Here is a 24,390-nt window from a genome sequence, read left to right as displayed (position 1 = left end):
GTGGCGGGGACTTGGCCGGGGTAGCAGCGGCGGAGTACGCGGCTGCACCACAGGGACAGGGTGGGGCGGATACGGGGGTCGTGCGGGCGGTCATGCCGTCCACCGCCTCGTCGGGATCCCGGCCTCCTCGGCGAGCCGGGCGGTGTGGCTGGCGCCTCGGCTGCCGTTGCGGATGAAGGCGAGGCAGACGTCGGCGCCGAGGTTGACCATGTGGGCGTTGCGGATGAACCCGGCCCGCTTGCCCTCCAGTTGCCAGTTCGCGGGGTGGGCTTCGACCTTGACGGGCAGGTCGCGGCGGATCATGTAGTTGGCCCAGTCGGCTGCTTGATCGTCGGCTCCGCGCGGGCAGGCGCCGTGGACGAGGATCATGAGCCGACCGGAGTTAGTCGCTTCGCAGAACGCGGCATCGAGGGCGAGTCGGACGAGTTCCCGGCGCGGCCAGTCGCGGCTGCCGGTGACGAGTACGCGGTACGGCTTCATGCGGCTTGGTCCGTTCGGTGGTCGTCGGTGTGCGCCCAGGACGGCACGGGGCGTGAAGGGGCCTGTGGGGCTCCGGGAGTTACCTGAGGCTCCCGGACTGCCCTAAGTGGAGTTGAGGCCGGGAGACGGCCGTACAGCCGCCTGCATGCCCGCCATGCGGCCCTCCCCGCCCACCACGCGATCGCGATGACCGTGTGGAGGGCGAGCGCGGCAGCCAGCGCGGTGAGGACGATCCACGCGGCGAGTGCCCAGCCGAGGGTGAGGACGGTGTCGATGGCCTCGGCGATCACGACGGGTCCTCGGCCGCACGAGCGCGGAGGAACGCGCCGACCTTGTAGGCGCGGATCCTGCGGATGGCGCCGTAGATGGGACCCGGGTACTGCTCGCGCGTGGCGGCTTCGTAGTCGTCGGCGGCGGAGTTGAGGGTCTCCTCGTCGCGGCTGGTGAGGATGTAGTCGGCGACCTGCTCGACGGTGGCGTCGTCGCCGAACGTGTGGTCCAGGTAGCCGCGCGGGGTCTGGCGGAGGGTGGCGAGCAGGAGTTCGCGGGCCGTCACGGTTCAGGCCTCCTTCGGCTGCTGTGCCCCGGCGGCGGGCTTCCGGCTGGGCATCCACTCGCAGGCGCACCCGTCGGCGCAGCCGTACACGCTGTGCTCGTCGGCCGGGTGCGGGCAGCCGCAGCCGGGCGTCTCGTTGTCCGCCTGCCCCGGCACGGCAGACACGACGGCGGGGGGCGGCAGCCAAGCGGCGCAGTGAGGTGACGGCGGCCTGGTCCTCGTCGGTGAAGCCGTCCTCTGACCAGATCCGTTCTTGGGCTTGGTCGAGGGCGTAGGCCAGCATCGTGCGCTCGGCGTCGGTCAGCACGGCGGCCCGGTCGGCGGACAGACGAGCCGCCTCCTTCTCGGCCGACTGGCGGCGAGCCATCTCCTGCCCCAGGTGGAAGTCGGCGTTCTCCCGAATGCGTTCGGCTGCGGCAAGCTTCCTACGAAGCTCAGCCACCTCGGCGGCCCGGTCGGCGGGTGCGGGGGTGGTCAGACTGTCGAGCGCGGCAGCGATCCGCTTGGCCGCAGCGCCTCGGGTGATCGGGTCGTTGGGCGAAGTGAGGTCGGTGTCCTCGGCGAGCCTGTCGTGCAGCTGCCGGACGCGGGCGAGTGCGGCTTGGTCCCGGCCCGCCTGCTCGGCGAGGGTGACGTGGGCCCGTATCAGGGCGGCCCGGTCGGGCAGCACGGCCAGCACCGCGTCGGCCTCGCCGTAGTGGTGCTCGCTCGGCGTGACCCGGCCCGAGAGTCCGGCGTTCCAGTCGTAGCGCACCAGCGCTTTGGCGATCAGCTGCCGCAGCCCGGCCCGGTCGGTGTCGGGCTCGGGTTCGCCGGGCTGCTTGAGGCTGTGCCGGTGGAAGCCGTGCTCGGCGCAGAAGCCTTCGTCACCGGAGCACTCGGTGGGATCGCTCGGCTCGACGTCCGCCCGGCCGGTGGCGGGCGCCTGCCCGGCAGGAACAGCAGGAGCGGGCCGGTACGCGGCGCAGTCGCACAGCAGACACGGTCCGGCGTCCGGCCGGTGCTCGGGCTCGATGTGGCTGCACTGGGTGCAGGGCGTGTACTCGGGCCCCTGCGGCTGGTCGGTCGTGGTCACAGCTCACCTCGGTGCTGGAGTTCGTCACGGAACAGGTCGGCGGCGGCGGACTGCGGGCTGTCCGCGTCGGGGTTGAAGCGGGCGGCATGCCGGGCGTGGGTGGCGGCGAGGCCGTGGGCGGCGCGGAGCACCTCGGTGGGCTCGTCGCGGAACGGGCGGTCAGGGTCGGTCACAGCGTTGTCCTTCGGATGGGCCGGCTGCCCGCGAACAGGCAGCCGGGGGTGGGCGGTACGGTCTGGGTGGCCCGCTCCGGATTCCGCCCGGAGCGGGCCGTCTGTGATCACTGGGCAGGAACGGCGGGCACGGTCACCGGCAGCAGCCGTCCTCGCAGTGGGCGGACCAGATCTCATGTCGAGGGGTGTCGTCCTCACTGGCGGGCCGTTCTTCGTTGACGGTGTGATCGGGGATGCGGGGATTGGACTGGCCGACGGCGTCCAGGTCGCGGTAGGTGGCGCAGGGCCAGACCGTTCCGCACTGCACGCAACCAGCGCCGTGGCGCTCGGTACGCGGCTTGTGCTTGGCCTGGACGTCCGCAATGACCGCCTCGGCGGCCTCGGCCCGCTCGCGGTGCTTCTCCCGCGCCTTGCAGGCCTGCTCGTAGGCCCATGCCGTCGGGTACGGCTGGCGGTCGTGAGCGATAGCGAGGTCACGCTCGCGGCGCAGCTCGGATTGCTCGGCGTCGGCAACGCCGATGACGGCCGCGGTGATGGCCTCGTAGAACGGCTGGTTGCCGTAGGCGGTATCGCCTGCGGTGCGGATGGCGGTGGCGTACCGCTCGTGGCGGTCGGTGGCGGTGGTGTCGGTCACGGTGCCCTCTTCGGGTGGTGGGGTGGGCAGGCGGATCAGGCGGCGTTGATCTGGCGGCCCACAGCCAGGGCGGCGGACAGGTCGCACGTCTCGGGGCTGCACCAGGACGCGCACTCCTCGTGGTCGTTCTCCAGCGCGCTGGACGCGACCGCTTCCAGGAGCTGCGCGAGCGGCAGGCGCGCCCCGACGAGGGCGGCGGTGCTCGACGTGGCGGTCATGTGTCAACGGCCATGTAGTTCTGGCTCTGTCGCGAGTTTGGTGAAAGACCCCGCGTGGATCTTGAGGATTCGTGATCATGCCGGGTGTCTGTCGCAGAGTTGATCGCTGTCTTGTTTCCGCATTTCGGGGCCCTGCATGTCGAGCGGGTCTGGGTGACGGGCCGTACGGTTCGGATTCACGCGCGGGGGCGGAAGCCAGCGGCAGTCTGCTCTGGCTGTGGCGCGGTGTCCACGCGGGTGCACAGTCGCTACGAGAGGAAGATCTCCGATACGGCGATTGCGGGCCAGCAGGCCGTACTTCACCTGGGAGTTCGCCGGTTCTTCTGCGTGAGTGCCGACTGCGGGAAGAGAACCTTCGCCGAGCAGATCGACGGGCTGACCTTCCGCCACGGCCGCTGCACCCTCCTGTTGCGCCGGGCGCGGGAAGCCATCGCCCTCGCTCTAGGCGGCCGGGCCGGCGCCCGTTTGACCGAGGTGCAGGCCATCGGTATCGGCAAGGATGCTTTGCTCCGGCTCATCCGTGCTCTGCCCGAGCCTGAGCCGAAGACCGTGCGGGTGCTGGGGGTTGACGATTTCGCGCTCAAGCGGGGGCATAACTACGGCACGATCCTGATCGACATGGAGAGCCGCCGTCCGGTCGAGGTCCTGCCCGAACGCTCCGCCGAGGCTCTCGCCGACTGGCTGCTCGCCCACCCCGGCGTTGACGTCATCTGCCGTGACCGGGCCAGTTGCTACTCCGAAGGCGCCAGTCGCGGGGCCCCCGCAGCCGAACAAGTGGCCGACCGGTGGCACTTGTGGCACAACCTGAGCCTGGCCACCGAACGGCTCGTCGCCCGCCTGCGCTCGCAGTGGATACCACCCGTGCCGGAGAAGAAGGCTACCGCGGTGCCCGGCAAGGCCGAAGGGATCCGTGCACAGAAGGTCCGTGAACGCTGTCGACGATCACGAAATTCGGCTCTGTCGCTGATCTTGTGACCGAGCCGGTCAGGTGCGGCAGAGGATGCGCGTTCGGAGGAGGTCGAAGTTGGCCCGGCCGTATCCGTCCCTTTTGATCCGTTTGACTCGCGTGTTCTGACCTTCGACCTGGCCGGAGCTCCAGGAGCTGGACAGGCCGGCGACGACGGCGCCCTGGTCGCGGCGCAGGCCGTTGACCAGGGAGTGCAGTGCGGGCAGGGCATCGTGTTCGACGCGTTCCATCCATGCGGGGAGTTGGTCGCCGCTGTGGTCGCGCATCATCTCCGCGAAGTCGCGGACGTGCCGGGTGGCCGCGTCGAGTTCTGGGCAGCCGGCCCGGATCTCCTTGAGTGCCAGGGCGTCCTCGTCCGGGAGGTTGCCGGGGCTGGTCATGATCCAGCGGACGATGCGGCGGGGCCGCGGAGCCGGACGGGGCGCGGCCGGTGCGGCGGGGGTGGAGGTTTTGAAGGGGCGGAGGTAGCGCCGGGTGGTCTGGATGCTGCCCTGGAATCCCAAGGCCCGGATTTCCTGGTGGAGTTGCGCGCTGTCGCGGCAGCCCTCGTTCCATCGCTGGTTCAGATGCGACCTGTACTGGTCGAGGATGGTGGACCGGTTGGTGGCCTTGACCAGCAGTTCGTCGATGCTGGTGGCGCGGGCGAAGCGGCGCACGGTGGACCGGTCCAGCCGCAGCGTCCGGCAGATCCCCTCCAGAGTGGTGCCGTCGGCCAGGAGTTGCTGGACGGCGGCGTACCGCTCCTTGGTCCGGGTCACCAGGCGGCGCTCTCGCCCGCACACATCGAGCATCGTGTCGGCGGCGGGCGGCGCCAGCTGCCAAATGTCGTCTCCGGGAGGCGGGATCGCCGGTGTGGCGGTCGCGAACACCGTCCGGACGCAGGCATGATGGACTCCGACGGTCTTCTCCACCGCTTCGCCCAGGTTCCTCCATAAATGCCAGCCATCGGCGATCTGGACCGCTTGCGGGGCGCCGGTGCGGGCGCCTTCGGCGTAGGCCCCACCGCGGTCCCTGCAAATGATCTCCACCTCGGGGTGGTCACCCAGCCAGGCGGCCAGCGGTTCCGCGTCGCGTCCGGGCAGCACGTCAATCGGGCGCCGGCGTTCCAGGTCCACCAAGATCGTCGAGTACGAGTCGCCCTTACGTAGGGCGAAATCGTCAACACCGAGCACCCTGACGGGCTCGACAGGCTCCTCGGGAAGGGCCCTGAGCAGGCGTAACAGGGTGTCCTTGGCCACCGGCACCCCCAGCGCCACCGAGAGGCGGCTGCCCGGTCGCCCGGCCAGCGCCACCGCGATCGAGGTCAGCACCCCGCGCAGCAGCGGCGTGAAGCGGGCATGCGGGCTGGTCAGTCCGGCGACCTGCTCGACGAACGTCACCGCCGCGCAGGCGGCGTTCAGGCACCGGAACCGGCGCACCAGCAGCTCGATCACCACCCGCGCGCCGCTGATTGCCGCGTCGGACAGTCGCCGCAGGTACCGGCCGTGCACCCGCCCCGAGACGCCGCCGCAGTGCGGACACACCGCATCGGCCGCCCGGACCCGGGCGTGCATCGTGATGCCGCCGATGCTCTGCTCAACCAACTCCACTACGACACCGGCCAGATGAGGCACAAGCCCCTCAAAGTTCCGCGAAGCACACCGGGGACACGATGGCACCCGCCACTGACATCACCGGCTCGGTCACAAGATCAGCGACAGAGCCGAATTACGCGATCGTCCACAAACGCCATGCCGCTGTGCACGCACTGATGGCCAAGGGCGCCGGGATCGGGTTCATCGTCAGTGAACTGCGGCTCGACCCGAAGACGGTCCGCAAGTGCATGAACGCCGCGACACCGGAAGAGCTGATCGGCTCCCCGACGGGCCGGCAGAGCAGCCTGGACGGACACGCCCACTATCTGACGGCTCGCTGGGCGGAAGGCTGCCGCAGCACCAGCCTCCTCCACCGGGAGCTCGCCGGCCGGGGGCTGAAGGTCAGTGAGCGCACTGTGCGCCGCTTCCTGCTGCGACTCAAGGAGGGCGCCGAGCCGACAGCCCGCCCACCGGCGCCGAAGAACAGGGAGGTCACCACGATGATCCTGCGCCACCCTGACGGCCTGCCCGAGGACGACCGTGTCACTCGACTTTGCGGAGAATCGTGATCTTGAACAGATAGTGGCTTCCCTGTTCGGGTGAGCCCGCTGAGTGGCTTGCGGAACGTCAGGCTGAACGTGAAGAACCATCAGCGGTGTTGATCCAACCGCCTCGAAGCGAGGAAGTTGCCGCTGATGGTTCCGGGGATGACGTTACCGGCGTCGTTGCTGCTTGTTCTGCAGGTCACTCGTCCGTGTTTCACGAAGCATTCGTTCGAGACGTTCTGCCATCTGGTGGCCGGGATGGCCGCGCAGACGGGGCGGCGTACGGTCACCGGGATGCTGACGGGGGCGGGACTGTCGCGGCTGTGGCCGCACCGCAGGGCCCACGCCTTCTTCTCTGAGGCCTCGTGGGATCCCGACCAGCTCGGCCTGCGCCTGGCCCGAGCCGTGGTCGAAGCCCTGCTCCCAGCGGACGCGCCGATCCTGGCTGTCGTCGACGACACCCTGCTGCACCGGGTCGGCAGGAAGGTCTTCGGGGCGCTGTGGGCGCATGACGGCTCCGGGCGGGGCAAGGACAAGCTCGGGTTCGGCAACACCTGGGTCATCTGCGCGGTCGTGGTCCGCCTGCCCTTCCTCGCCAAGCCGGTCGCTGTGCCGGTGGCCGCCCGGCTGTGGCGGGGCAAGGCCACCGCCTCCCGCACCGACCTGGCCCTGGAGATGGTCCACGACCTGGCCGCGCTCTTCCCCGGCCGCACTCTCCACGTCACCGGCGACGCTGCCTACCACTCCGGCAAGGTCGCCGACCTGCCCCCGTCGGTCACCTTCACCACCCGACTCCCGCGCAACGCCGCCCTGTCCGCGCCGACCCCGCCCAAGACCAACAAGCGGGGACGGCCCCGCAAGAAGGGCAGGGCGCTGGGCTCACTGACCGCGATTGCCCAGACGGCGACATGGCGCCTTGCCGTCGTGGAGCGTTACGGGCGCATGGAGTTCGTGTGGATCACCGAGAGGGAATGCCTGTGGTACGGAGCCTTCAAGGACCTCCCGGTCCGCCTCGTCCTGATCCGCGACCTGAACTCGACCCGCCCGTACGACCTCGCTCTGATCAGCACCGACCTGGTCAGTCCCGCCGACGACCTCATTGAACGGTACGGCACGCGCTGGCCGATCGAATCGATCTTCGAGCACATGCGCCAGGATCTCGGCGTCGGCCAGGCCCGCAACCGCACCCGGCGCGCGGTGGAGCGCACCGTCCCCTTCGGCCTGGCCGTCTACACCATCGTCGTCCTCTGGTACGCCGCCCACGGGCACCACCCCGCCGACATCGCCGACCGGCGCGCACGACAGCCCTGGTACGCGACGAAGGCGACCCCGGCGTTCAGCGACATGGTGATCAAGCTTCGCCGGACGATCATCGCCGCCCGCCATATTCACAACCCTGCAGGTCAACCCGGTCCCGATGAAATCGCCGCGGTCATCCGCGCCTGGGAAGCAGCCGCGGCGTAGAGCCCGCCACCCCAAGATCACCATTCGCTACAAACACGAGCGTGTCACGGTGCAGGAACTCCGCGACCGCTGCGGTGACTTGAATGCCGCTTGCGTGCTCATCACCCGCTTCGCCGAGATGCTCACCACCCGCAGCGGCCAGGACAAACTCGAAAAGTGGGTACACGACGCCGAGGCCAGCGGCCTGCCCGAGCTGCACGGCTTCGCCACCGGATTACGCAAGGACTTCGACGCCGTCATGGCCGGCCTGTCCCTGCACTGGAGCTCCGGCGCGGTCGAGGGGCACGTGAACCGCATCAAGATGCTGAAACGGCAGATGTTCGGCCGCGCGAAACCGGACCTGCTGCGCAAACGGGTCCTGCTCCCCTCCTGAACCGGCGGCCACTTGGTCACGCTCGACGGCGGGAAGCTCCGGCTGCGGCCAGCAGATTCCGGATCTCGATGATGCTCATGCCGGTGCGCTCGGCGATGCGGGGAGCCGACTCCCCAGCCCGGTACGCGGTGACAATCGCCACGGTCAGACTCCGACGGGCCGCATGAACTGCCGCTTGCGCCTCGCTCAGTGCCGCAGCCGCCGTCTCCAGCACCTTCTCCTCGCTCGTCATACCGGTCATCGTGCCAGCGGGCCCGCAGGGCCGGTACGGTGGGCGTGTTCCAGTAACAGGACAAGAGGCGGGGCGGCAATGGCAGGCGAGACGCTGGTGACAGTGGCGGGCAACCTGACCGCCGATCCCGAACTGCGCCACACCGCCTCCGGCCTGCCCGTCGCCGGGTTCACGATCGCCTCCACCCCGCGCGTGTTCGACCGCGACCGCAACGAATTCGTCGACGGGGAACCGCTGTTCCTGCGCTGCTCACTCTGGCGACAAGCAGGCGAGAATGCCGCACAGTCGCTGGCCCGCGGCATGAGGATCATCGTCACCGGCCGCCTCAGACAGCGCACCTTCGACGACAAGGAGGGCCAGCGCCGTACCGTCCTGGAGATCGATGCCGAGGACGTCGCCGTCTCCCTGACGTATGCGACCGCCAAGGTCACCAAAACCTACCGGCCAGGCGTGCCGGCCCAGGGCGGGCCTGCGTCGACGGCCGGGCCTGGATCGGCTTCGGCTCAGCCGTCCCCGGGCGCGGCGCCCGCTGAGCCGCACCCGTTCTGAGCCCTTCGCCGGCGCACCGCACCGGCTCCGCGTTTGTCGATAGTGTGGTCGTATGTCCCGCAAGCGCCGCCCCGCACACCGTCAGCCTGCTCTCGTCGAGCGTACTGATGTCCAGCAGGCCGAAGAACTTGAGGCCCTGGCCCGGAAGTATCCCCGGGACCAGGAGGAACTCCTGACCGAGGCCGCGGAGTTCTACACCCGCGCCGGCCAGCACGAGCGGGCGCTCGCGCTCTTCCAGCAGGTCCTGGACAGCGACTGCGAAGACCCCCACCTCATCGAGGCATTCCGCATCGACACACTGTGGAACGCAGGACGCACCGACCAGGCCCGCGAAGCGGCCGAAGCATTGCGCCGCCGGCACCCGGCCGATGCCGGGCCCTGGGAGATCGTCGCGGAGATGTTCGAGGTCGCAGATCACCTCCACGAGGCCGCGGACTGGTTCACCGCCGGAGTGACCCATCTCCTGGGCCCCGCCACCCCCCTCTCCGTCGACGCTGTTCGCGACGCGACGGTCGGCAACGGCATCGAGATGCTCATCATCAGCCGCCACCGCGTCCGGCGCCGTCTCGGCCAGCCCTGCGACGACCTCGACCAGATCGCTCACAACCTCTACGACAACAGCCCGGCACAACTCCGTGCGACCAGCACCCTCGACGACCTCCACAACCCGAAACTGCGAGAAGCAGCAGGCAACAATCCCCAGGCCCTGATCGCCTCGATCGAGGAACTGGCCCTTGAGATCGAAGCCCGCCGGGCAGCCCGGTCCCGGCCCCGTATGACCTGCGCGCTCTTCTGGAGCCCCGACGAGTTCACCCAACTGCTGGAGACATGGCCCGAGCTGGCCGGCCACTACGGCACCGAGCACCACGAACACACCCGCCACGTCGAGCAGATGCTGCAACGCCTGTCCGTCGAAGGCGAACCCCACCTCGGCATAGCGCACGGCACCGTGAGCGACTTCGAGTCCTTCACCCGCGAGGAGAACCTTGCCCCACAGGACGGTGACACCCGGGCCCACTACGCTGCCGACCTCGCCGCCCGGGGCCAGGCCACCCCGTGGCCTCCGCCCCGCAACAGCCCCTGCTGGTGCGGCTCCACCCGCAAGTACAAGAAATGCTGCGGCAACCCGGCCGCCACCTAACCAAGATCCACGCGGGGTCTTTCACCAAACTCGCGACAGAGCCTGGAAGTTCCCCGGTGGCGGCCAGATATCTCCCCGCCCTCGGATGGTGTGGGTCAGCTGAAGGGCTTCACCCCCTTGCCGGTGGTGGCCTCGGTGAACCTGAACGAATCACCCTGCGTGACCGTGACATGGGCATGGTGAAGTAGCCGGTCGACGGTCGCCGTGGCCAGGGTCTTGGGCATGATCTCGTCGAATCCGGAGGGGTGGAGGTTGCTCGAAACCGCGATCGAGCGCCGTTCATATGCGGCATCCACCAAGCGGTAGAAGCCCTCGGCGGCATCCTCGGAGACGGGCAGCAGCCCGATGTCGTCAACGATGATCAAATCTGAGCGGACGATCTTCGCGAGGGCCCGGGCGATGGAGTCGTCCGCCCGGTGGCGGCGGACCAGGGCGCCGAGGTCCTCGATGGTGAACCAGGCGACAGTCAGGCCGGCTTCGACCGCGGTCTGCCCGAGCGCCTCCGTGAAGTGCGACTTTCCCGTGCCCGACGGTCCACAGACACAAAAATTCTCGCGGCGGCCGATCCATTCCAGGCTCTTGAGGGCGTCCTGAGTGGCCCTTGTCGGCGTACGAGCTGAAGTGCATAGCTGCGTACGTTTGAACGTGCAGAGGTGTCAGGCCACTTCGGTTTCCCGCTCGATGGCCTTGAGGCGGTTCTTGAGTCGGTAGCTCGGGCCGTTGATGGGGACGACTTCGCAGTGGTGGAGGAGCCGGTCGAGGATCGCGGTGGCGAGGACCTCGTCGCCGAAGACTTGGCCCCACTCGCTGAAAGTCTTGTTCGAGGTCAAGATGATGGAGCCCTTCTCGTAGCGCTTGGAGATCACCTGGAAGACCAGGTTTGCTTCCGCGCGTTCGAGGGGCTGGTAGCCGACTTCGTCGACCACGAGGACACTCGGCCGCAGGTAGGTGCCGAGTTTGTTGGTCAGCCGGCCGGCGGCTTCGGCGGTTTTGAGGTTGCGGACCATGTCGTCGAGGCTGGTGAAGTAGATCGAGTAGCCGGCCCGGCAGGCCGCGACGGCCAGGGCGATGGCGATGTGGGTCTTGCCGACTCCGGGCGGCCCGAGCAGGGCCGCGTTCGCCTTGGCTTCCACGAAGGAGAGGGTGGCGAGGTCCTTGATTTTGCGCGGGTCGAGGTCGGGCTGGAACGAAAAGTCGTACTCGTCCAGCGTCTTGTGGTGTGGAAGCCTCGACAGCCGCAGGCCCTGGCGGAAGCGCCGGTCGTCGCGGACGGCGAGTTCCTCGGACAGGACCAGGTCGAGGAACTCGAGGTAGCCCATCTTCGCTTCGTCGGCCCGCCGGATGTACTCGTTGATGGCTTCGGCCAGGTGGGGCAGGCCGAGCTTGCCGGCCGTGCTGCGGACGCGGGTGGAGACCAGCTCGCTCAAGACGTTTCCCTCGTGCTCGGGTGGGTGGTGAAGGGACGGGTGCCGGTCAGCTCGTCATAGACCGACAGCGGCCGACGGCCGACCTCGATCCGGGTGGCCGCGGCCCGGTGCAGCAGGGCCTGCAGCGGACCGGCTTCCTCGCCGGGGACACGCTCGTGACGAGGCTGGGGCGGGACGTCGCCGCTGGTGGTCCGGCGGCCCTGGCCGGTGGGCAGACCGTCCCAATGCTTCTCCTCCACGATGCGGACACCGCGGCCGACTGCCCGCGGGTGCATGGCCAACAGCGTTTCCCCGCTGGCATCAGGGGCGGTCGAGTGCAGCATGACCTGGGACTTTGTAGCCCTGATCTCCACCAGCTGGCGTGGGCGGACCTTGCGGGCGGGCACCGAGTAGAGGTTCCCGCCGAAGGCGACCAGACAGTCCTTGCCGACCGGCCGCAGATGCCGCTCGGCCACCAGATACGGCGTCGGAGGCAGCGGCTTGAGGGCCGCGTGGTCCCGGGCCGCCCGCTCACCGATGACCTCCCGGTGCGTCTTGTGGATCTGGGCCCGCCGCTGCGGCACCCACGCGGCGAACGCCGCGTCCATCTCCTCGACGGACGAGAAGGCCCGCCCGGACAGGACGTGGTCGCGCACGATCAGGACCTGCCGCTCGACCCGGCCCTTGCCCTGCGGCCGGTAGGCGGCCAGGACGTCGATGTCGAAGTCGTAGTGGCCGGCGAAGCCGACCGCTTCCGGGTGCAGCGGGACCGCCTCGCCGGGGGCGACGTGGCGGCGGACGACGGTCTTGGTGCGGTCGTAGACGATCGTCATCGGCACCCCGCCGAAGTGCGCGAACGCCCGCCGGTGGCAGTCGAAGAACGTCTGCAGATCCAGGCTGGTGGTGAAGCAGCAGAACGGGTCACGCGAGTACGACAGCACCATGTGGAAGGAGTAGACCTTGGGAATGCCCAGGTGAGCGAGGGTCTTGCCCTCATCACCCCAGTCCACCTGCGCCTGGGCGCCCGGGATCACCTCGAACCGGCGGTGCATCCCCGCCAGTTCCCTCGGCGTGATGCCCAGTTCCTCGGCGATCCTCGGGCGTGCTTCCTGAACGTAGAGCTTGACCCGCTGGTAGTTGCCGGTGAACCCGTACTCCTTGGCCAGCCGCTCGTGGATCACCGCGGCCTTCATCAGGACCTCGGCCCGAAGCATCGCGTCGATCAGCGGGGCGACCTCATCGACCACCCGCCTGCGTGGCTGCCCGCTCACCGTCCGACGCGGCGGCGACGCCGACCCGTCGGCAGACAAGTACTTGCTGACCGTCCGCCAGTTCAGCCCGGTTTCCTTGGCAACCTCCGACAGGCTCATGGCCCCGGACTCGACCAGGCCACGAAAACGCCGGAGTTCCAGCCAGCGCTGCGGGTCCAAGACCACCATCGACCCCTCTCTGCAACCTTGAACAACAGGCAGCAGAGTGCAGGGCACCGGCCCTCAACACATCAGGAACTATGCACGTTCATCCGTACGTGACTATGCACGTTCACGTGTACGCCGACAGCCCTGGGTATGGAGGACTTGCCCTCGTGCCAGTCGCCGAAGGTCTTGCCGGTGGGGAAGCCGGCCCGCTTGCGGCGGGTGTGGAGGTTGGCGCGGTCGCGTCCGGCGGCTTCCTCGGCCAGCAGGACGCGGACGACCTCGGCGGGATCCCAGCGCTGGGCCTTCGCGGTGGGGATGATGTCGGTTAACGACCTGCGGATGTGCGGGAGTTTGAGCCGCTTGGTGAGCTCGATGGCCTCGGCGAGCGGGTCGCCGTTGGTGCCGGGGACGGTGCGAAGAGGGGTGGCCATCAGTGGACGTTAAGTCCGTTTCTGGTAGCGGCCTCGTCCGGGTTGGGTGAGGAAGCCTTGGCGGACGAGGCGTCCGAGACGAGCACGGGTGACGTTGACCGATGCCTCGTCGGTGGGCATGCCGAGGAGTTCGTGCAGCTCACGGGCCCGGAACTCCTGGTCGGGGTGCTGGTTGAAGGCGTTCACGATGGCCTGGTAGGCGGTGTTCGTCTCGGGCGGTTCGGGTTCGTTTCCAGCCGGTGCGAGTTCGGCGATGACCTTCTGGGTGGTGGTCAGCTTTGCGAGTCGCGCTTCGGTCTCGGTCAGGGCGGTGGTCAAGTGCTCGATCTGGTCGCGTAGTTCACGGGCCCGGTCCCCGGTCTCGTCGTGCTGGGCCTGGAGGCTGGCCAGGAGCTCGGTGATGTTCACGCGGCCAGCTCGAGGGTGTCGCGCCAGGTCGGACTCGGTGTGGTGAGGCGGCGGGTCATGTTCGCGATGGAGGCCCAGTAGACACGCGAGGTGGAGGTGTCGGTGCGGTGGTCGTACTCGCGGGCCAGGCGGCGGTGCAACATCAACGTGCCGTTGACCTGCTCCACGATCCACCTTTTCGGCTGCGGGACGAACCCTTTGACCTGGTCTTCGGGGTTGCGGCGGACGACCTCGACGTCGATGTCCAATAGGGCCCCGTGAATGATGACTTGGTCCTTGAAGCCCTGGTCCACCAGGGCCTTCTCCAGCCGGTTCCCGCAGCGGTCGGCAACCTGGTCGAGCAGGGCGGTGCCGGCGGCGTTGTCGTGGGCAGAGGCGGCCAGCACCACGACGCCGATGATCAGCCCCAGAACGTCCACGGCCAGCCCCCGCTTGCGGCCCGAGACCTTCTTGTTGGCGTCCAGTCCCGTCGTGGTCTTCGGGACACCCGCGGCCGCGCGGACGGACTGGGTGTCGATGATCACGAGGGACGGGTCCTCTAATCGCTTCGCTTTCTCCCGTACCTGGCAGCGCAGGAGCTCCTGAATCCGCTGGTCGAGCCCGTCCTCACGCCACAGGCCGAAGTAGTAGAACACCGCCGACCAGGACGGCAAGTCGTGCGGCAGATAGCGCCACTGACAGCCCGTCCGGTTCTGATAGAAGATCGCGTTCACGACCTCCCGCAGGTCGCAGGACCCGGGATCTCCGGTCGCCGACCGGGCCACCCGGTCCTGCTTCCAGGCCGTGATCATCGGTTCGATCAACGCCCACTGCTCGTCCGATAAGTCGCTGAGGTACGGCTCTCTCTTCACGCCCTACATCTCAGCATGGACATGCCCAGCAGGTGGCCTGCACGGCGATCAGTACCACGATCGAGCGATCACGAACCGAGGAAGATCGGACTTAACGTCCACTCAGAGCTGGTCGCTTTCGTCGTACTCGGAAAGATCAGGAGTGCTGGGGGTGGCGCCGAGGGCGGACCAGGCGGAGGTGCCGGGTTGCAGTGAGTGGTCCTCGCTTCGGCGGACCGGCTCGGCCATCTCGTGGCTGGCCTGGTAGTCGAGGATGGAGAGCAGGTCCTTGTCCGCGAAGCGGGCGGTGACCGCGGCGGTGCCGAGGGCCCGGTCAACTTCCGCTATCGAGTAGAGCTTTGAGAGTGCGACGGCTTCGGCCATCTTTGCCTTGATCCGGCGGACTCCGGTCGCTGCGGCCTCGATCAGCCAGCTCGCGGCGCCGGGCCCGAGCTGGAGGAACGCGGTCTCCTCGGCAGAGGTGGCCCTCGGGGTCCTGTCGCTTTCCTTGTCCTCGCGCGGCGGATAGTGGGCGTCGTCCAGGACCGGCGAGCCCGCCTGGCCGCGCGGATGCCGGGCGACCTCGCGGGCCGAGCCGTGCTCGTCGACGGCGGTGACGATCAGCTCATCGCCGTGGAAACGGGCCCAGACCCGGCTGTCGATCAGCTCGTGCGGGACCGAGTAACGGACCGCTTCGACCGAGATCGTCGACTCCCAGGTGACCCGGCGGGTGGTGCCGAAGGTGGCGGTGAACGGCCGCCTGGGCAGCGGGTGAAGACGGTGGCGTTCCTCCGCGAGACGATCGACGGGTTTGCTCCGAGTCGCCCTGTGAGTACGGGAGTTGACATCATCACAGAACGCCCGGCAGGCCGCTTCGAGCTCGCCGAAGGTCTTGTACTGCTCGCGCAGGTTCACGTCCTTCGGGACCAGATCGGCCTTCGCGATCTTCACCGTGGACTCGCTGCCGCCCTTGGTTTCCGGGTCCGCCGGCAGACATGTTCTGATCGTCGTGCCGTAGTGCCGGGCGACCTCGACGATCTCCGGATTGCGGACCGCGATCCCGGCGACGTGATCAGTGGTGACCGTCTTCTCGTTGTCCGTGAGCACGTAGGCCGGCACTCCGCCGAGCCTGCGGAAGGTGGCGTCCAGAGCCGCGGTGACCGTCGGCAGCGTCTTGTCCCAGATCGGAATGACGACACGGAAGCGGGACCAGGCCAGCCATGCGCAGAACAGCGTGGTCTTGCGGCCCTTGATCACCGGGCCGTCGCCAAAGTCGTACTGAAGCCAGAGCCCCGGCTCGGTCACCCACGGCCGGTAGATCCGGCGCCGGCCGGCCCTGAACTGGGCTTTCGCCTCGGCGACCGTGCGGCGGGTGGTGCGTTCCCCGCCCGCGAAGCCCATCGCGGTGATCCGCTTGTGGACCACGTCCGCACGGACCTTGCCCTGCGAGCGGACCACCAGTTCCTCGATCTTCGGCAGGTAGTCGTCGATCGCGCGGGACCGGTGACGGTGCTGGCCAGGGTTCTGCCCGGCGGCCCGCATCTTCACATAACGGGCCACCGTGTGGTGGTCGCACCCGGCCAGCTCGGCCGCGGCGCGGTAACTCCCCGTGAGGTCGTATGCCTCAAGGATTTCCATGATCTCCCTGCTGTTCTTCACCCGCTCGAGCGTCGCCGAGCAGGACCTGTCGGGGCGAGCGGGGAGAAATCTGGCCGTACTCGGGGAATCCCGTGGCCATCAGTGGGGCCTTAAATGGCCGCCTATGGGGAGCTTGTCATGGCCGCCGTCAGTCATGGCCGCGGGGAACCGCATCTGCCTCAGGCGGGTGGCGGCGGCGTAGAGCTGGTTGCGCGGCGTGGGGGCGGGTGTGGTGGTCATGGCGGGTCCTTTCTCGGGCAGGCGGATCAGACAGACGGACGGGCGGCGGCGGCGAGACGGCGGTCGATCGCGGCGATCCAGGCGACCTTCACGGCCGCGTCCTGGATGAGCTCGGCGCGCAGCTTCACCGGGTCGGACTCGGCCATGGCTTCGGCGTGCTCCTCGTTGGAGATCAGCCGCCACGTCACCTCGCCCGCCTCGGCCGCGGCCTGGCAGTTGGAGCGGGCGATCTCAGCGCCTGCCCGGGAGAACGGGTATCCGGTGCCGTCGGGGTGGTTCTGCTCACCCCACTTGGCGTCCTGCCGTGCCCGCTCCGCCTGGATCTCGGCGAGGACGTGGGCGTCTGGGCCGAGCTCGCGGCCCATGAACACGGCGACGCGGGCGAGGATCGCCGAGCCGAGCATGGTGCCCCAGTCATTGCTGCCGAGGCGGATCGGCGTTTCGAGGATGGCGGCTTCGATCTCGGCGGCGAGCGGCTTGAGCGCGTCGAGGTCGGTGGTGGTGTTGTTGCTGGTCATGTGGGCTCCTGGGTGGGTGTGGTGCGAGTGGGCGCGGGGATCAGGCGGCGGGCTGGCGGTGCTTGGCGGGCAGGTCGGGGTCGCAGTAGAAGCCGATGCTCAGATGCATGCCGTGGTCCTCGACGACCTTCCAGACCGCGACCTCGGTGCACGGCATCTGGCCGTCCTGTTCGCGGTGGTAGTTGGTGGTGCAGTCGTGGAGGTCGGTGAAGTCGGGCAGCACCCAGCCTCTGGCGCTGTGGTGGACGCGGACGGTGGGCTTGCGGCGGGGCATGGCGGGTCCTTTCAGGCGGCGGGGTAGGCGGTTCGGAGTCGGCTGGTGATCCAGGCGTGGCTGCACCGGGGGCAGCGATAGGCGCTGCGTATCTGGGTTCCGTCGGTGCGTTCGGCTCGGGGTGGGATGTTGCGCTGACAGCACTTGGGGCAGGTGTCGGTCACCAGATCGCTCCTGTCTCGCTGTAACCGCTGAACTGGTCGGCGTCGATGGGCCGGTAGGAGATCCAGGGCCACTTCTCGCCCTGCTTGATGAAGGCGGGCCAGTCGCGTTCGTCGCGGCTGCCGCGCCAGGGGACGACGCGCCGGCCGCGGGCGCCTTCGACGTTCTGGGCGGACTTCTCGTCCTCAACCGGGCGCAGGCCGAAGCCGAACTCGGGCCAGCGCATCCACAGGGAGCTGCCGAGGGGCCGCAGGGAGCGGGGGCCCATGTTGTTCCCGTGGGGGGCGTGGGCTTCCATTAGGACGGTGCAACCTGCGGTGGCGCGGGCTTCGTCGATGACCACGGAGACCTTGCGGGCGAGCTCTTCGTCGTTGGGGTTGCCGGCGTGGAGTCGGTAGACGGGTCCGATGATCAGGACGTCGGGCTTGATCTTCTCGACGCGACGCATGGTCCAGGCCCGGTCGGACGGTCGGGTGAGGTCGAGGCCGGAGGGGCGGCACTCGATGTGGAACTGGCCGCGCTGTACCGGCTGCTCGAGGGCCTCGGCGGCCGCGAGGAGGGGGCGGAACTTGCGGCGGGAGGCGGCCTCGCCGTTCTCGCAGTCGAGGGTGAGCACCTTGACGGGGTCGATGGTCTCCCAGGTGCGGAACGGGTGGATGCCGGCGGCGAGGGTGACGGACATCTGCCGCAGGAGCGTTGACTTGCCGCCGCCTTCGGACGCGGTGAGGATCAGCCGGTCCTGGCGCTCGAGGAGGCCGGGCACCACCCAGTCGTAGGTGTCCTCGTGCTGGACGAAGTCCAGGATGTCTTCAACGGGCAGGTCTTCGGAGGCCATGCCGCGGTCGCGGAGGTCCCGGGATTCGGCGACGACGCGTTCGATGAGGTCGGTGGTCTCACCTGTGGTGCCGTAGCCGGCCTGCACGGTGCGGGTGCCGAGTTCGATCAGTGAGCGGCGGAGGCCGCGGTCCTGGACGATCTCGGCGTAGTACTCGCCGTTGGCGGCCGTGGGGACGGCGCGGACGAGTTGGTACAGGTACTGGGTGCCGCCGGCGCGGATGAGGTCGCCGGTGTCTGCGAGGTATTTGCCGAGGGTGATCTGGTCCTCGTGTTTGTAGCGAATGGTGATCTTGGGGTGGCGGGCTCTACGCCGCGGCTGCTTCCCAGGCGCGGATGACCGCGGCGATTTCATCGGGACCGGGTTGACCTGCAGGGTTGTGAATATGGCGGGCGGCGATGATCGTCCGGCGAAGCTTGATCACCATGTCGCTGAACGCCGGGGTCGCCTTCGTCGCGTACCAGGGCTGTCGTGCGCGCCGGTCGGCGATGTCGGCGGGGTGGTGCCCGTGGGCGGCGTACCAGAGGACGACGATGGTGTAGACGGCCAGGCCGAAGGGGACGGTGCGCTCCACCGCGCGCCGGGTGCGGTTGCGGGCCTGGCCGACGCCGAGATCCTGGCGCATGTGCTCGAAGATCGATTCGATCGGCCAGCGCGTGCCGTACCGTTCAATGAGGTCGTCGGCGGGACTGACCAGGTCGGTGCTGATCAGAGCGAGGTCGTACGGGCGGGTCGAGTTCAGGTCGCGGATCAGGACGAGGCGGACCGGGAGGTCCTTGAAGGCTCCGTACCACAGGCATTCCCTCTCGGTGATCCACACGAACTCCATGCGCCCGTAACGCTCCACGACGGCAAGGCGCCATGTCGCCGTCTGGGCAATCGCGGTCAGTGAGCCCAGCGCCCTGCCCTTCTTGCGGGGCCGTCCCCGCTTGTTGGTCTTGGGCGGGGTCGGCGCGGACAGGGCGGCGTTGCGCGGGAGTCGGGTGGTGAAGGTGACCGACGGGGGCAGGTCGGCGACCTTGCCGGAGTGGTAGGCAGCGTCGCCGGTGACGTGGAGAGTGCGGCCGGGGAAGAGCGCGGCCAGGTCGTGGACCATCTCCAGGGCCAGGTCGGTGCGGGAGGCGGTGGCCTTGCCCCGCCACAGCCGGGCGGCCACCGGCACAGCGACCGGCTTGGCGAGGAAGGGCAGGCGGACCACGACCGCGCAGATGACCCAGGTGTTGCCGAACCCGAGCTTGTCCTTGCCCCGCCCGGAGCCGTCATGCGCCCACAGCGCCCCGAAGACCTTCCTGCCGACCCGGTGCAGCAGGGTGTCGTCGACGACAGCCAGGATCGGCGCGTCCGCTGGGAGCAGGGCTTCGACCACGGCTCGGGCCAGGCGCAGGCCGAGCTGGTCGGGATCCCACGAGGCCTCAGAGAAGAAGGCGTGGGCCCTGCGGTGCGGCCACAGCCGCGACAGTCCCGCCCCCGTCAGCATCCCGGTGACCGTACGCCGCCCCGTCTGCGCGGCCATCCCGGCCACCAGATGGCAGAACGTCTCGAACGAATGCTTCGTGAAACACGGACGAGTGACCTGCAGAACAAGCAGCAACGACGCCGGTAACGTCATCCCCGGAACCATCAGCGGCAACTTCCTCGCTTCGAGGCGGTTGGATCAACACCGCTGATGGTTCTTCACGTTCAGCCTGACGTTCCGCAAGCCACTCAGCGGGCTCACCCGAACAGGGAAGCCACTATCTGTTCAAGATCACGATTCTCCGCAAAGTCGAGCTGGTCGACGGACAGGCCCCGGGAGTTCATGTGGGCGATGGCGTTGAAGATCAGCTGATGGCGGGGCTGGTAGAAGGCGGCGGACTCGACGACGTCGAGGACTTCAGCGAGGGCGCTCTTGGAGAGCAGGCAGGCACCGAGGGCGCCCTGCTCGGCTTCGAAGTCCTGCGGTGGGACGCGCTCGAGCGGGATGTCCGCGTGGTCGGGCTCGAGGTCGGTGGTCACTTAGAAGATCCCCCTGTCTTCAGGGCTTTGTCCGGCAACGGGCCGGAGATGGCGAACGGGCTTGGCGGGCTGGCGTGGCGCGCCTTCGGGTACGGCGGGGATGCCGCGCCAGCCGGCGAGGAAGTAGCGGGCGAGTCGCGGGGTGCTGCGGGCGCGGTGCCAGGCTTCGACTGCGTCGGCTACGAGGAGATCGATCGGGATGCGCTTGATGATCGATTCGACTTGGAGCCATTCGTTGGCGGACAGCTCCCAGGAGACGTGGATCCCTGCTTGCTGCATGGCGGTGACGAGCGGCTGGCAGTTGGTGGCGATGCGGGGGCCGTCGGGCTTCGGGCCGTCCTGCTGGCTAGCTGAAGAGGTAGAGGAACTCTTGTGGTCAGCTGCTGACCCAACTTGGTTCATCTGCTGACCTAGCTCTTGGTCAGCTCCTGACCCAGTGTCCGGATTGTCTAGGTCACCTGCTGACCCAGTAGCTAGGTCAGTAGCTGACCCAGCCGGAACGTGCAATTTGTAGACATTCCTGGCCTTCTTGCGTCGCTGGTCCTCGAGCGTGGGCGACGTGAATGTCACCCACTTCTCCTCGTCGAGCGTCTTGCGATGAGTGAGCAGCGACCCTTTCGACATCCCCGTGGCCGCCATCAGGGTGCTCAGGGAAGGCTGGAACTTCGCCGGGATCACGCCCGTGTCCGGGTTCGCCCACGTGGCGATCGTCAGCGCCAGCAGGCGCGCGAGGGGCGGCAGGCTGCTCGCCCTCACTGCTCGCTCGAACTCGAACCTGCTGGGCATGGCGTCTTCTTCCTGGCTGTTGCGGATGGGGTTAGTCGGTCGGCTGCTGCCGGGTCAGGGCCGGTCGCGCGGCCGGCGGCCCGCGGTCACGCGGCGGCCCGCAGGGGCTCGCTGATTCCGGCTGCGGCGCGGATGACGGCTTCGGCGAGCGGGACCGGCACGGCGTTGCCGACGGTGAGGTACTGCTGGCCCTGCCGGCCGTGGAACTGCAGGCCGGGACGGAAGCCCTGAAGGGCGGCGCACTCGGCGACCGTGGGCCGCAGGTTCGGGATGTCCCGGTCCTTCCATGCCGCGGTTCCCATGGCCCGCTTCATGGCCTGCCGGGTGCCGTTGCCGAAGGGTTCGGCGCCGCCGGTGTAGGTGCCGCCGCCGGTGACGGACGGGGCTGGGCGCTGGGTGTAGCCCCAGCCGAGTACCTCCGCCATCGACACCATCGGCGGCTGTCCGAGCCCGCCGTGCGTCGGAGCCGGGAGGATGGCCTCGCGCGCCTTGGAGGCGATGAGGACGGCCCGCTTGCGGGTCTGCCCGAGCCCGTAGTCCGCGGCGTCAAGGATGCCGGCGACGGCGCTATATCCCCAGCGGGTGAGGGTCTCGGCGTACTGCTGCCAGACCGGCAGGACGGAAGGCACCTGTTCCATGCAGATCCACTCGGGCTGCAAGTCGTAGTGCCAGCGCATGGGTTCGGCGGTGAGGATGCTGCGTTCGTCGCGGCAGGCGGCGCCGATGGCGGCCCGGGTGTCCTTGCCGCGGGACAGGTCTTCGATGGCCTGGTGCACGAGCGGCAGGTCGAGGAGGCCCAGCTTCTTCCCGGACATGTTGAAGCCGGGGCAGGGCGGGGAGTCGACCTTGCTCAACGTGCGGCCTTTGAAGACCCACGTCGGGTACTGGGTGACGTCGCAGCGGATGGTGCTGTGCCCGGCACCGATGCGGGTGCGGCAGGCGGCCTCGTCCAGCTCCAGGCCGATCTCGTTGTCCAGGCCGGCCTCGGACCAGCCGATGCCGGCGAAGCCGTGGACGGTGAGCTGTGGTCGCTGGATCACGCCGCCACCTCGATCGCGTACTCCGGGTGGTCGCGGAAGGCGTGGTCGAGGTAGCTCTTGTCGACGCCGAGGCGGGCTGCGGTGGCCGCCTTGTTGAGGCCGGCCGTCCGCATGATGAAGTTGGCGTCCTGGGCGACGATCTCCCTGCGGGTGACGCCGTACAGCGGCTCGAAGTCGGGGTCGTCGATGACGTCCATCCGCTCGGCCCAGTAAGCGGGCCTGGGCCAGCGGTTGGCTTCCGCGCGGCGGCGTGCCCTGCTGGCTTCGACCCTCCCGACGCCGTTCCTGTGGGGCCTCTTGTCCTTCAGCTCGTTGTAGGCGTCGATGACGGCCTGGGCGGTGCGGCCGTACACGCGGGGCCGGCCCATTGCGAGCCGCAGGTGGTTGCCAGTGACGCCGATGTGGCGGGCGATGTGCTCGATGGGCCAGCCGATGGCGATGAGAGCCTGGACGCGACGGCGGGTAGCGGTGGCGTCGACGAGTCCGGGCAGGGCGTCTTCCGCCCGCACGGCGAGGATCTTCGAGGCGACGCTGGGGGTGCAGGTTCGCTTGACACCCTTGCGGTTGCCCGCCCGGTTGATGGGCCGGGTGAAGCTGCTGACGGTCTCGGGCGCGAGGCCGGCGATGGCGGCGATGCGCCGGTCGGTGAAGCCTGCGGCGTAGAGGGTGCGGATGTGGCGGCGGACCGGCTCGGCGTCGGTGCGGGTCGGTGTCGAGGTGGTCACGGCTGCGGGTTCTCCTCTCCGGTGTCGCGGAGGTAGTTGATGAGGCGGCGGGTGTGGTCGGGGTCGGCGAGGGGTTCGCGGAGGATGTGGCGGCAGGTCCACAGGTCGTCCGTGTTGGTGCCGGGCTGGTTGTCTGGTGCGGCTGGCGTGCGGCGCCTGTCGCTGCGGATGCCGCGCTGCAGCTGCCACCACGCGACTCCGAATCCGCCGACGATCAGCGCTGCGGCGGTGATGAGGTTGGTCATCGCCGCCTCCTGCTGAGGAGCCAGCCGACGCCGGCGCCGATGCCGCCGCATGCGACGACGAGGAGGTAGGCGACGCCGAGGTTCAGGTGGTTGAGGGCGTCGAGCATCACGCGACCTCCGCCCGGTCTGCGGCGGTGCGGCGCCGGTAGACGGCTATGCGGTGGCCCTTGGTGCTCGGCGCAGTCGACGGCACGTAGTCGCCGGTGCCGATCAGGTAGTTGTGGCTCATCCCGCGGAGCACGCCGGGGAGGACGCCGGCGGCAACCTCAGGCAGCTGGGCGCGCAGGTCGTTGGCGGAGACGGTGTCGTGGTCGCGCATCCAGATGAGGACGGCCTGGGCGACGACCTTGCGGTCCCAGTCCGAGGCCTGGCGCAGGAGTTGGGCGAGGGTCTTGTCGCGGACGTCGCCGGCGACCTGCTCGGCGAGCGTGAGGCGAGGCATGGCGTGCTCCCTTCCGGGTGTGGTGTGGTGAGTCCCGGGCCGGCCGCATTACGGGTGCGGCCGGCTCAGACGTGTGCGGGCTAGTCGACGAGCTCGCCCTCGACGGGCTCGTCGTCGTTGGTGTCGTTGGCTTCGGCGTCCATCCGCTCGGCAATGGCCATGAGCTGCTTGGACAGTTCGTCGCGACCCTTCGGGTCGACGTGGCCGTTGGCGCTGGCGCGGCGCCACACATCCCGCACGTCGTCGGAGGTGAGGGCGCCTTCGGCTTCGGCGAGGTAGTCCGGCCGGGGTGCCTCGATGGCGGCAACGGCCTGGCCTCCGGCCGGGTCCAGTGCGGTCGCGGCGGTCATCGGCCCGGTGAGCGCCTGCCGCGGAGTGACGCCCCGGAGTTCGACCACGACGACTGGGAACTTCTTCGTCTTCCCCTCGCGCACGACCTGGCGGGGTTCGATCCGCAAGGTGACCGGCACGAAGCCTTTGCCGTCAGTCCCGGCGAGGACCATGTCGACCATGCCGCCCCACTCGGACGCCGCGTAGAACGAGTGGGTCTCGGCCCGCCACATGCCCATGCCGGACAGGTCCGGGAGCATCACGTTCAGGCGGGAGGTGGCGGAGCAGACGGTGCCCTTCTTCTTCTGATGCCAGTCCTCACCGAACTGGCGGGCGCAGATGCAGGGCTGGCGGGACAGTAGTTCGGTTTCGCCGTCACAGCGGCGCTGACAGCCGCCCTTGGTCCACAGCTCGTTGTACTGGTTGAGCGGGTCGCCCGGAGTGATGAGCGCCTCGATGGCCGGGACCCGAGTGATGACCCGCCACTGGCCGATCGTCGAGTTGAGCGGGGTCCACGGCTCCGCCTCGCCGCCCCACAATTCGGCGGCGCGGCGGACATGCTCCTCGCTGTGGGAGGTGACGATCCAGGTCGCGGAGCGGGCGGGCCCGTTGCCCTGAGTGAAGCCGGTGCGGAGCCGGCCGTGTTCGGCGGCGCGGCGCTGGATGTTGAGGAGGCGGGAGCCCAT

29 protein-coding genes and 2 pseudogenes are annotated in these 24,390 nt (G+C 69.0%); 6 read left to right on the top strand and 25 right to left on the bottom strand.

Going from position 1 to position 24,390, the window contains the following annotated elements:
• Nucleotides 1-90: 90 nt before the first annotated feature.
• The 5 genes from ABIE67_RS39375 to ABIE67_RS39355 all read right to left on the bottom strand — a co-directional run bounded on the left by ABIE67_RS39375 (nt 91) and on the right by ABIE67_RS39355 (nt 3,136).
• Nucleotides 91-480, bottom strand: coding sequence for an SLOG family protein (locus tag ABIE67_RS39375; protein ID WP_370266350.1), 390 nt, complete (start codon nt 478-480; stop codon nt 91-93).
• Nucleotides 477-2,111: a hypothetical protein gene (locus ABIE67_RS39370; RefSeq protein ID WP_370266349.1), complete on the bottom strand. Its 1,635-nt coding sequence runs from the start codon at nt 2,109-2,111 to the stop codon at nt 477-479. Before ABIE67_RS39370 ends, ABIE67_RS39375 begins: the two co-directional genes overlap by 4 nt.
• On the bottom strand, nt 2,108-2,284 hold the full coding sequence (locus ABIE67_RS39365; protein WP_370266348.1) for a hypothetical protein: 177 nt from the start codon (nt 2,282-2,284) through the stop codon (nt 2,108-2,110). The genes ABIE67_RS39370 and ABIE67_RS39365 overlap by 4 nt, the downstream gene beginning before the upstream one ends.
• 133 nt (nt 2,285-2,417) lie before the next feature.
• On the bottom strand, nt 2,418-2,918 hold the full coding sequence (locus ABIE67_RS39360) for a hypothetical protein (protein ID WP_370266347.1): 501 nt from the start codon (nt 2,916-2,918) through the stop codon (nt 2,418-2,420).
• A 35-nt stretch (nt 2,919-2,953) separates the two neighbouring features.
• Entirely contained in the window at nt 2,954-3,136 is a 183-nt protein-coding gene (locus ABIE67_RS39355; protein ID WP_370266346.1) for a hypothetical protein, read from the bottom strand.
• A gap of 84 nt (nt 3,137-3,220) precedes the next feature.
• Between ABIE67_RS39355 and ABIE67_RS39350 the strand changes: the two genes are divergently transcribed.
• Nucleotides 3,221-4,111, top strand: a complete 891-nt coding sequence (locus ABIE67_RS39350; protein ID WP_370266345.1) for an ISL3 family transposase — start codon at nt 3,221-3,223, stop codon at nt 4,109-4,111.
• 9 nt (nt 4,112-4,120) lie between these two features.
• Here the strand turns inward: ABIE67_RS39350 and ABIE67_RS39345 are convergent, their stop codons facing one another.
• Nucleotides 4,121-5,686 carry an ISL3 family transposase gene (locus tag ABIE67_RS39345; RefSeq protein WP_370266344.1) on the bottom strand — a complete coding sequence of 522 codons (1,566 nt, stop codon included), beginning with the start codon at nt 5,684-5,686 and terminating at the stop codon, nt 4,121-4,123.
• Nucleotides 5,687-5,754: 68 nt separating this feature from the next.
• Between ABIE67_RS39345 and ABIE67_RS39340 the strand changes: the two genes are divergently transcribed.
• The 3 genes from ABIE67_RS39340 (at nt 5,755) to ABIE67_RS39330 (ending at nt 8,059) form a co-directional block, all read left to right on the top strand.
• Nucleotides 5,755-6,246 carry a hypothetical protein gene (locus ABIE67_RS39340; RefSeq protein WP_370266343.1) on the top strand — a complete coding sequence of 164 codons (492 nt, stop codon included), beginning with the start codon at nt 5,755-5,757 and terminating at the stop codon, nt 6,244-6,246.
• A gap of 138 nt (nt 6,247-6,384) precedes the next feature.
• Entirely contained in the window at nt 6,385-7,686 is a 1,302-nt protein-coding gene (locus ABIE67_RS39335) for a transposase (protein ID WP_370251558.1), read from the top strand.
• Nucleotides 7,640-8,059, top strand: coding sequence for a transposase (locus ABIE67_RS39330; protein WP_370266342.1), 420 nt, complete (start codon nt 7,640-7,642; stop codon nt 8,057-8,059). Before ABIE67_RS39335 ends, ABIE67_RS39330 begins: the two co-directional genes overlap by 47 nt.
• Nucleotides 8,060-8,075: 16 nt before the next feature.
• On the opposite strand, the gene ABIE67_RS39325 is transcribed toward ABIE67_RS39330, so the two are convergent.
• Complete coding sequence (locus ABIE67_RS39325) at nt 8,076-8,291, bottom strand: hypothetical protein (RefSeq protein WP_370266341.1); 216 nt, start codon at nt 8,289-8,291, stop codon at nt 8,076-8,078.
• 78 nt (nt 8,292-8,369) lie between these two features.
• Between ABIE67_RS39325 and ABIE67_RS39320 the strand changes: the two genes are divergently transcribed.
• Together ABIE67_RS39320 and ABIE67_RS39315 are read left to right on the top strand one after the other, a co-directional pair.
• Entirely contained in the window at nt 8,370-8,840 is a 471-nt protein-coding gene (locus tag ABIE67_RS39320; protein ID WP_370266340.1) for a single-stranded DNA-binding protein, read from the top strand.
• Nucleotides 8,841-8,892: 52 nt separating this feature from the next.
• Nucleotides 8,893-9,981, top strand: coding sequence for a tetratricopeptide repeat protein (locus ABIE67_RS39315; RefSeq protein ID WP_370266339.1), 1,089 nt, complete (start codon nt 8,893-8,895; stop codon nt 9,979-9,981).
• Between the two features lie 95 nt (nt 9,982-10,076).
• On the opposite strand, the pseudogene ABIE67_RS39310 reads toward ABIE67_RS39315, so the two are convergent.
• The 18 genes and pseudogenes from ABIE67_RS39310 to ABIE67_RS39225 all read right to left on the bottom strand — a co-directional run.
• Nucleotides 10,077-10,583: pseudogene (locus ABIE67_RS39310) on the bottom strand (ATP-binding protein); the annotation flags it as partial.
• Nucleotides 10,584-10,637: 54 nt separating this feature from the next.
• A complete protein-coding gene (gene istB / locus ABIE67_RS39305) occupies nt 10,638-11,408 on the bottom strand; it encodes an IS21-like element helper ATPase IstB (protein ID WP_370251676.1) in 771 nt (256 codons plus the stop codon).
• Nucleotides 11,405-12,826: an IS21 family transposase gene (gene istA, locus ABIE67_RS39300; RefSeq protein ID WP_370251680.1), complete on the bottom strand. Its 1,422-nt coding sequence runs from the start codon at nt 12,824-12,826 to the stop codon at nt 11,405-11,407. The genes istB and istA (ABIE67_RS39300) overlap by 4 nt, the downstream gene beginning before the upstream one ends.
• 119 nt (nt 12,827-12,945) lie before the next feature.
• Nucleotides 12,946-13,236, bottom strand: a pseudogene (locus ABIE67_RS39295) (ATP-binding protein); the annotation flags it as partial.
• A gap of 9 nt (nt 13,237-13,245) precedes the next feature.
• Complete coding sequence (locus ABIE67_RS39290; RefSeq protein ID WP_370266338.1) at nt 13,246-13,644, bottom strand: hypothetical protein; 399 nt, start codon at nt 13,642-13,644, stop codon at nt 13,246-13,248.
• A complete protein-coding gene (locus ABIE67_RS39285; RefSeq protein WP_370266337.1) occupies nt 13,641-14,495 on the bottom strand; it encodes an IS5 family transposase in 855 nt (284 codons plus the stop codon). Before ABIE67_RS39285 ends, ABIE67_RS39290 begins: the two co-directional genes overlap by 4 nt.
• A 102-nt stretch (nt 14,496-14,597) precedes the next feature.
• Entirely contained in the window at nt 14,598-16,133 is a 1,536-nt protein-coding gene (gene istA / locus ABIE67_RS39280) for an IS21 family transposase (protein ID WP_370266336.1), read from the bottom strand.
• A 245-nt stretch (nt 16,134-16,378) separates the two neighbouring features.
• Entirely contained in the window at nt 16,379-16,870 is a 492-nt protein-coding gene (locus tag ABIE67_RS39275; RefSeq protein WP_370266335.1) for an NUDIX hydrolase, read from the bottom strand.
• 40 nt (nt 16,871-16,910) lie between these two features.
• Nucleotides 16,911-17,144, bottom strand: coding sequence for a hypothetical protein (locus tag ABIE67_RS39270; RefSeq protein WP_370266334.1), 234 nt, complete (start codon nt 17,142-17,144; stop codon nt 16,911-16,913).
• 160 nt (nt 17,145-17,304) lie between these two features.
• Nucleotides 17,305-18,495, bottom strand: coding sequence for an AAA family ATPase (locus ABIE67_RS39265; protein ID WP_370266333.1), 1,191 nt, complete (start codon nt 18,493-18,495; stop codon nt 17,305-17,307).
• Nucleotides 18,449-19,750 (bottom strand): transposase, encoded by a 1,302-nt coding sequence (locus tag ABIE67_RS39260; RefSeq protein WP_370251558.1) that lies wholly within the window; start codon nt 19,748-19,750, stop codon nt 18,449-18,451. The genes ABIE67_RS39265 and ABIE67_RS39260 overlap by 47 nt, the downstream gene beginning before the upstream one ends.
• 104 nt (nt 19,751-19,854) lie before the next feature.
• Nucleotides 19,855-20,136 (bottom strand): DnaB-like helicase N-terminal domain-containing protein, encoded by a 282-nt coding sequence (locus ABIE67_RS39255; RefSeq protein WP_370266332.1) that lies wholly within the window; start codon nt 20,134-20,136, stop codon nt 19,855-19,857.
• Nucleotides 20,137-20,922 (bottom strand): hypothetical protein, encoded by a 786-nt coding sequence (locus ABIE67_RS39250; protein ID WP_370266331.1) that lies wholly within the window; start codon nt 20,920-20,922, stop codon nt 20,137-20,139.
• An 86-nt stretch (nt 20,923-21,008) separates the two neighbouring features.
• Nucleotides 21,009-21,962 (bottom strand): DNA cytosine methyltransferase, encoded by a 954-nt coding sequence (locus ABIE67_RS39245; RefSeq protein WP_370266330.1) that lies wholly within the window; start codon nt 21,960-21,962, stop codon nt 21,009-21,011.
• The gene (locus ABIE67_RS39240; protein ID WP_370266329.1) at nt 21,959-22,687 is read right to left on the bottom strand and encodes a hypothetical protein; all 729 of its coding nucleotides are present in this window, start codon (nt 22,685-22,687) and stop codon (nt 21,959-21,961) included. The genes ABIE67_RS39245 and ABIE67_RS39240 overlap by 4 nt, the downstream gene beginning before the upstream one ends.
• On the bottom strand, nt 22,684-22,932 hold the full coding sequence (locus ABIE67_RS39235; RefSeq protein WP_370266328.1) for a hypothetical protein: 249 nt from the start codon (nt 22,930-22,932) through the stop codon (nt 22,684-22,686). The genes ABIE67_RS39240 and ABIE67_RS39235 overlap by 4 nt, the downstream gene beginning before the upstream one ends.
• 106 nt (nt 22,933-23,038) lie before the next feature.
• Nucleotides 23,039-23,374 (bottom strand): hypothetical protein, encoded by a 336-nt coding sequence (locus ABIE67_RS39230; protein ID WP_370266327.1) that lies wholly within the window; start codon nt 23,372-23,374, stop codon nt 23,039-23,041.
• 80 nt (nt 23,375-23,454) lie between these two features.
• Nucleotides 23,455-24,390 carry a hypothetical protein gene (locus ABIE67_RS39225; protein ID WP_370266326.1) on the bottom strand — a complete coding sequence of 312 codons (936 nt, stop codon included), beginning with the start codon at nt 24,388-24,390 and terminating at the stop codon, nt 23,455-23,457.

It is taken from the genome of Streptomyces sp. V4I8 (assembly GCF_041261225.1).
In the GTDB taxonomy this organism is placed as follows: Bacteria; Actinomycetota; Actinomycetes; order Streptomycetales; family Streptomycetaceae; genus Streptomyces.
This window is presented reverse-complemented; position numbering and strand designations above follow the sequence as displayed.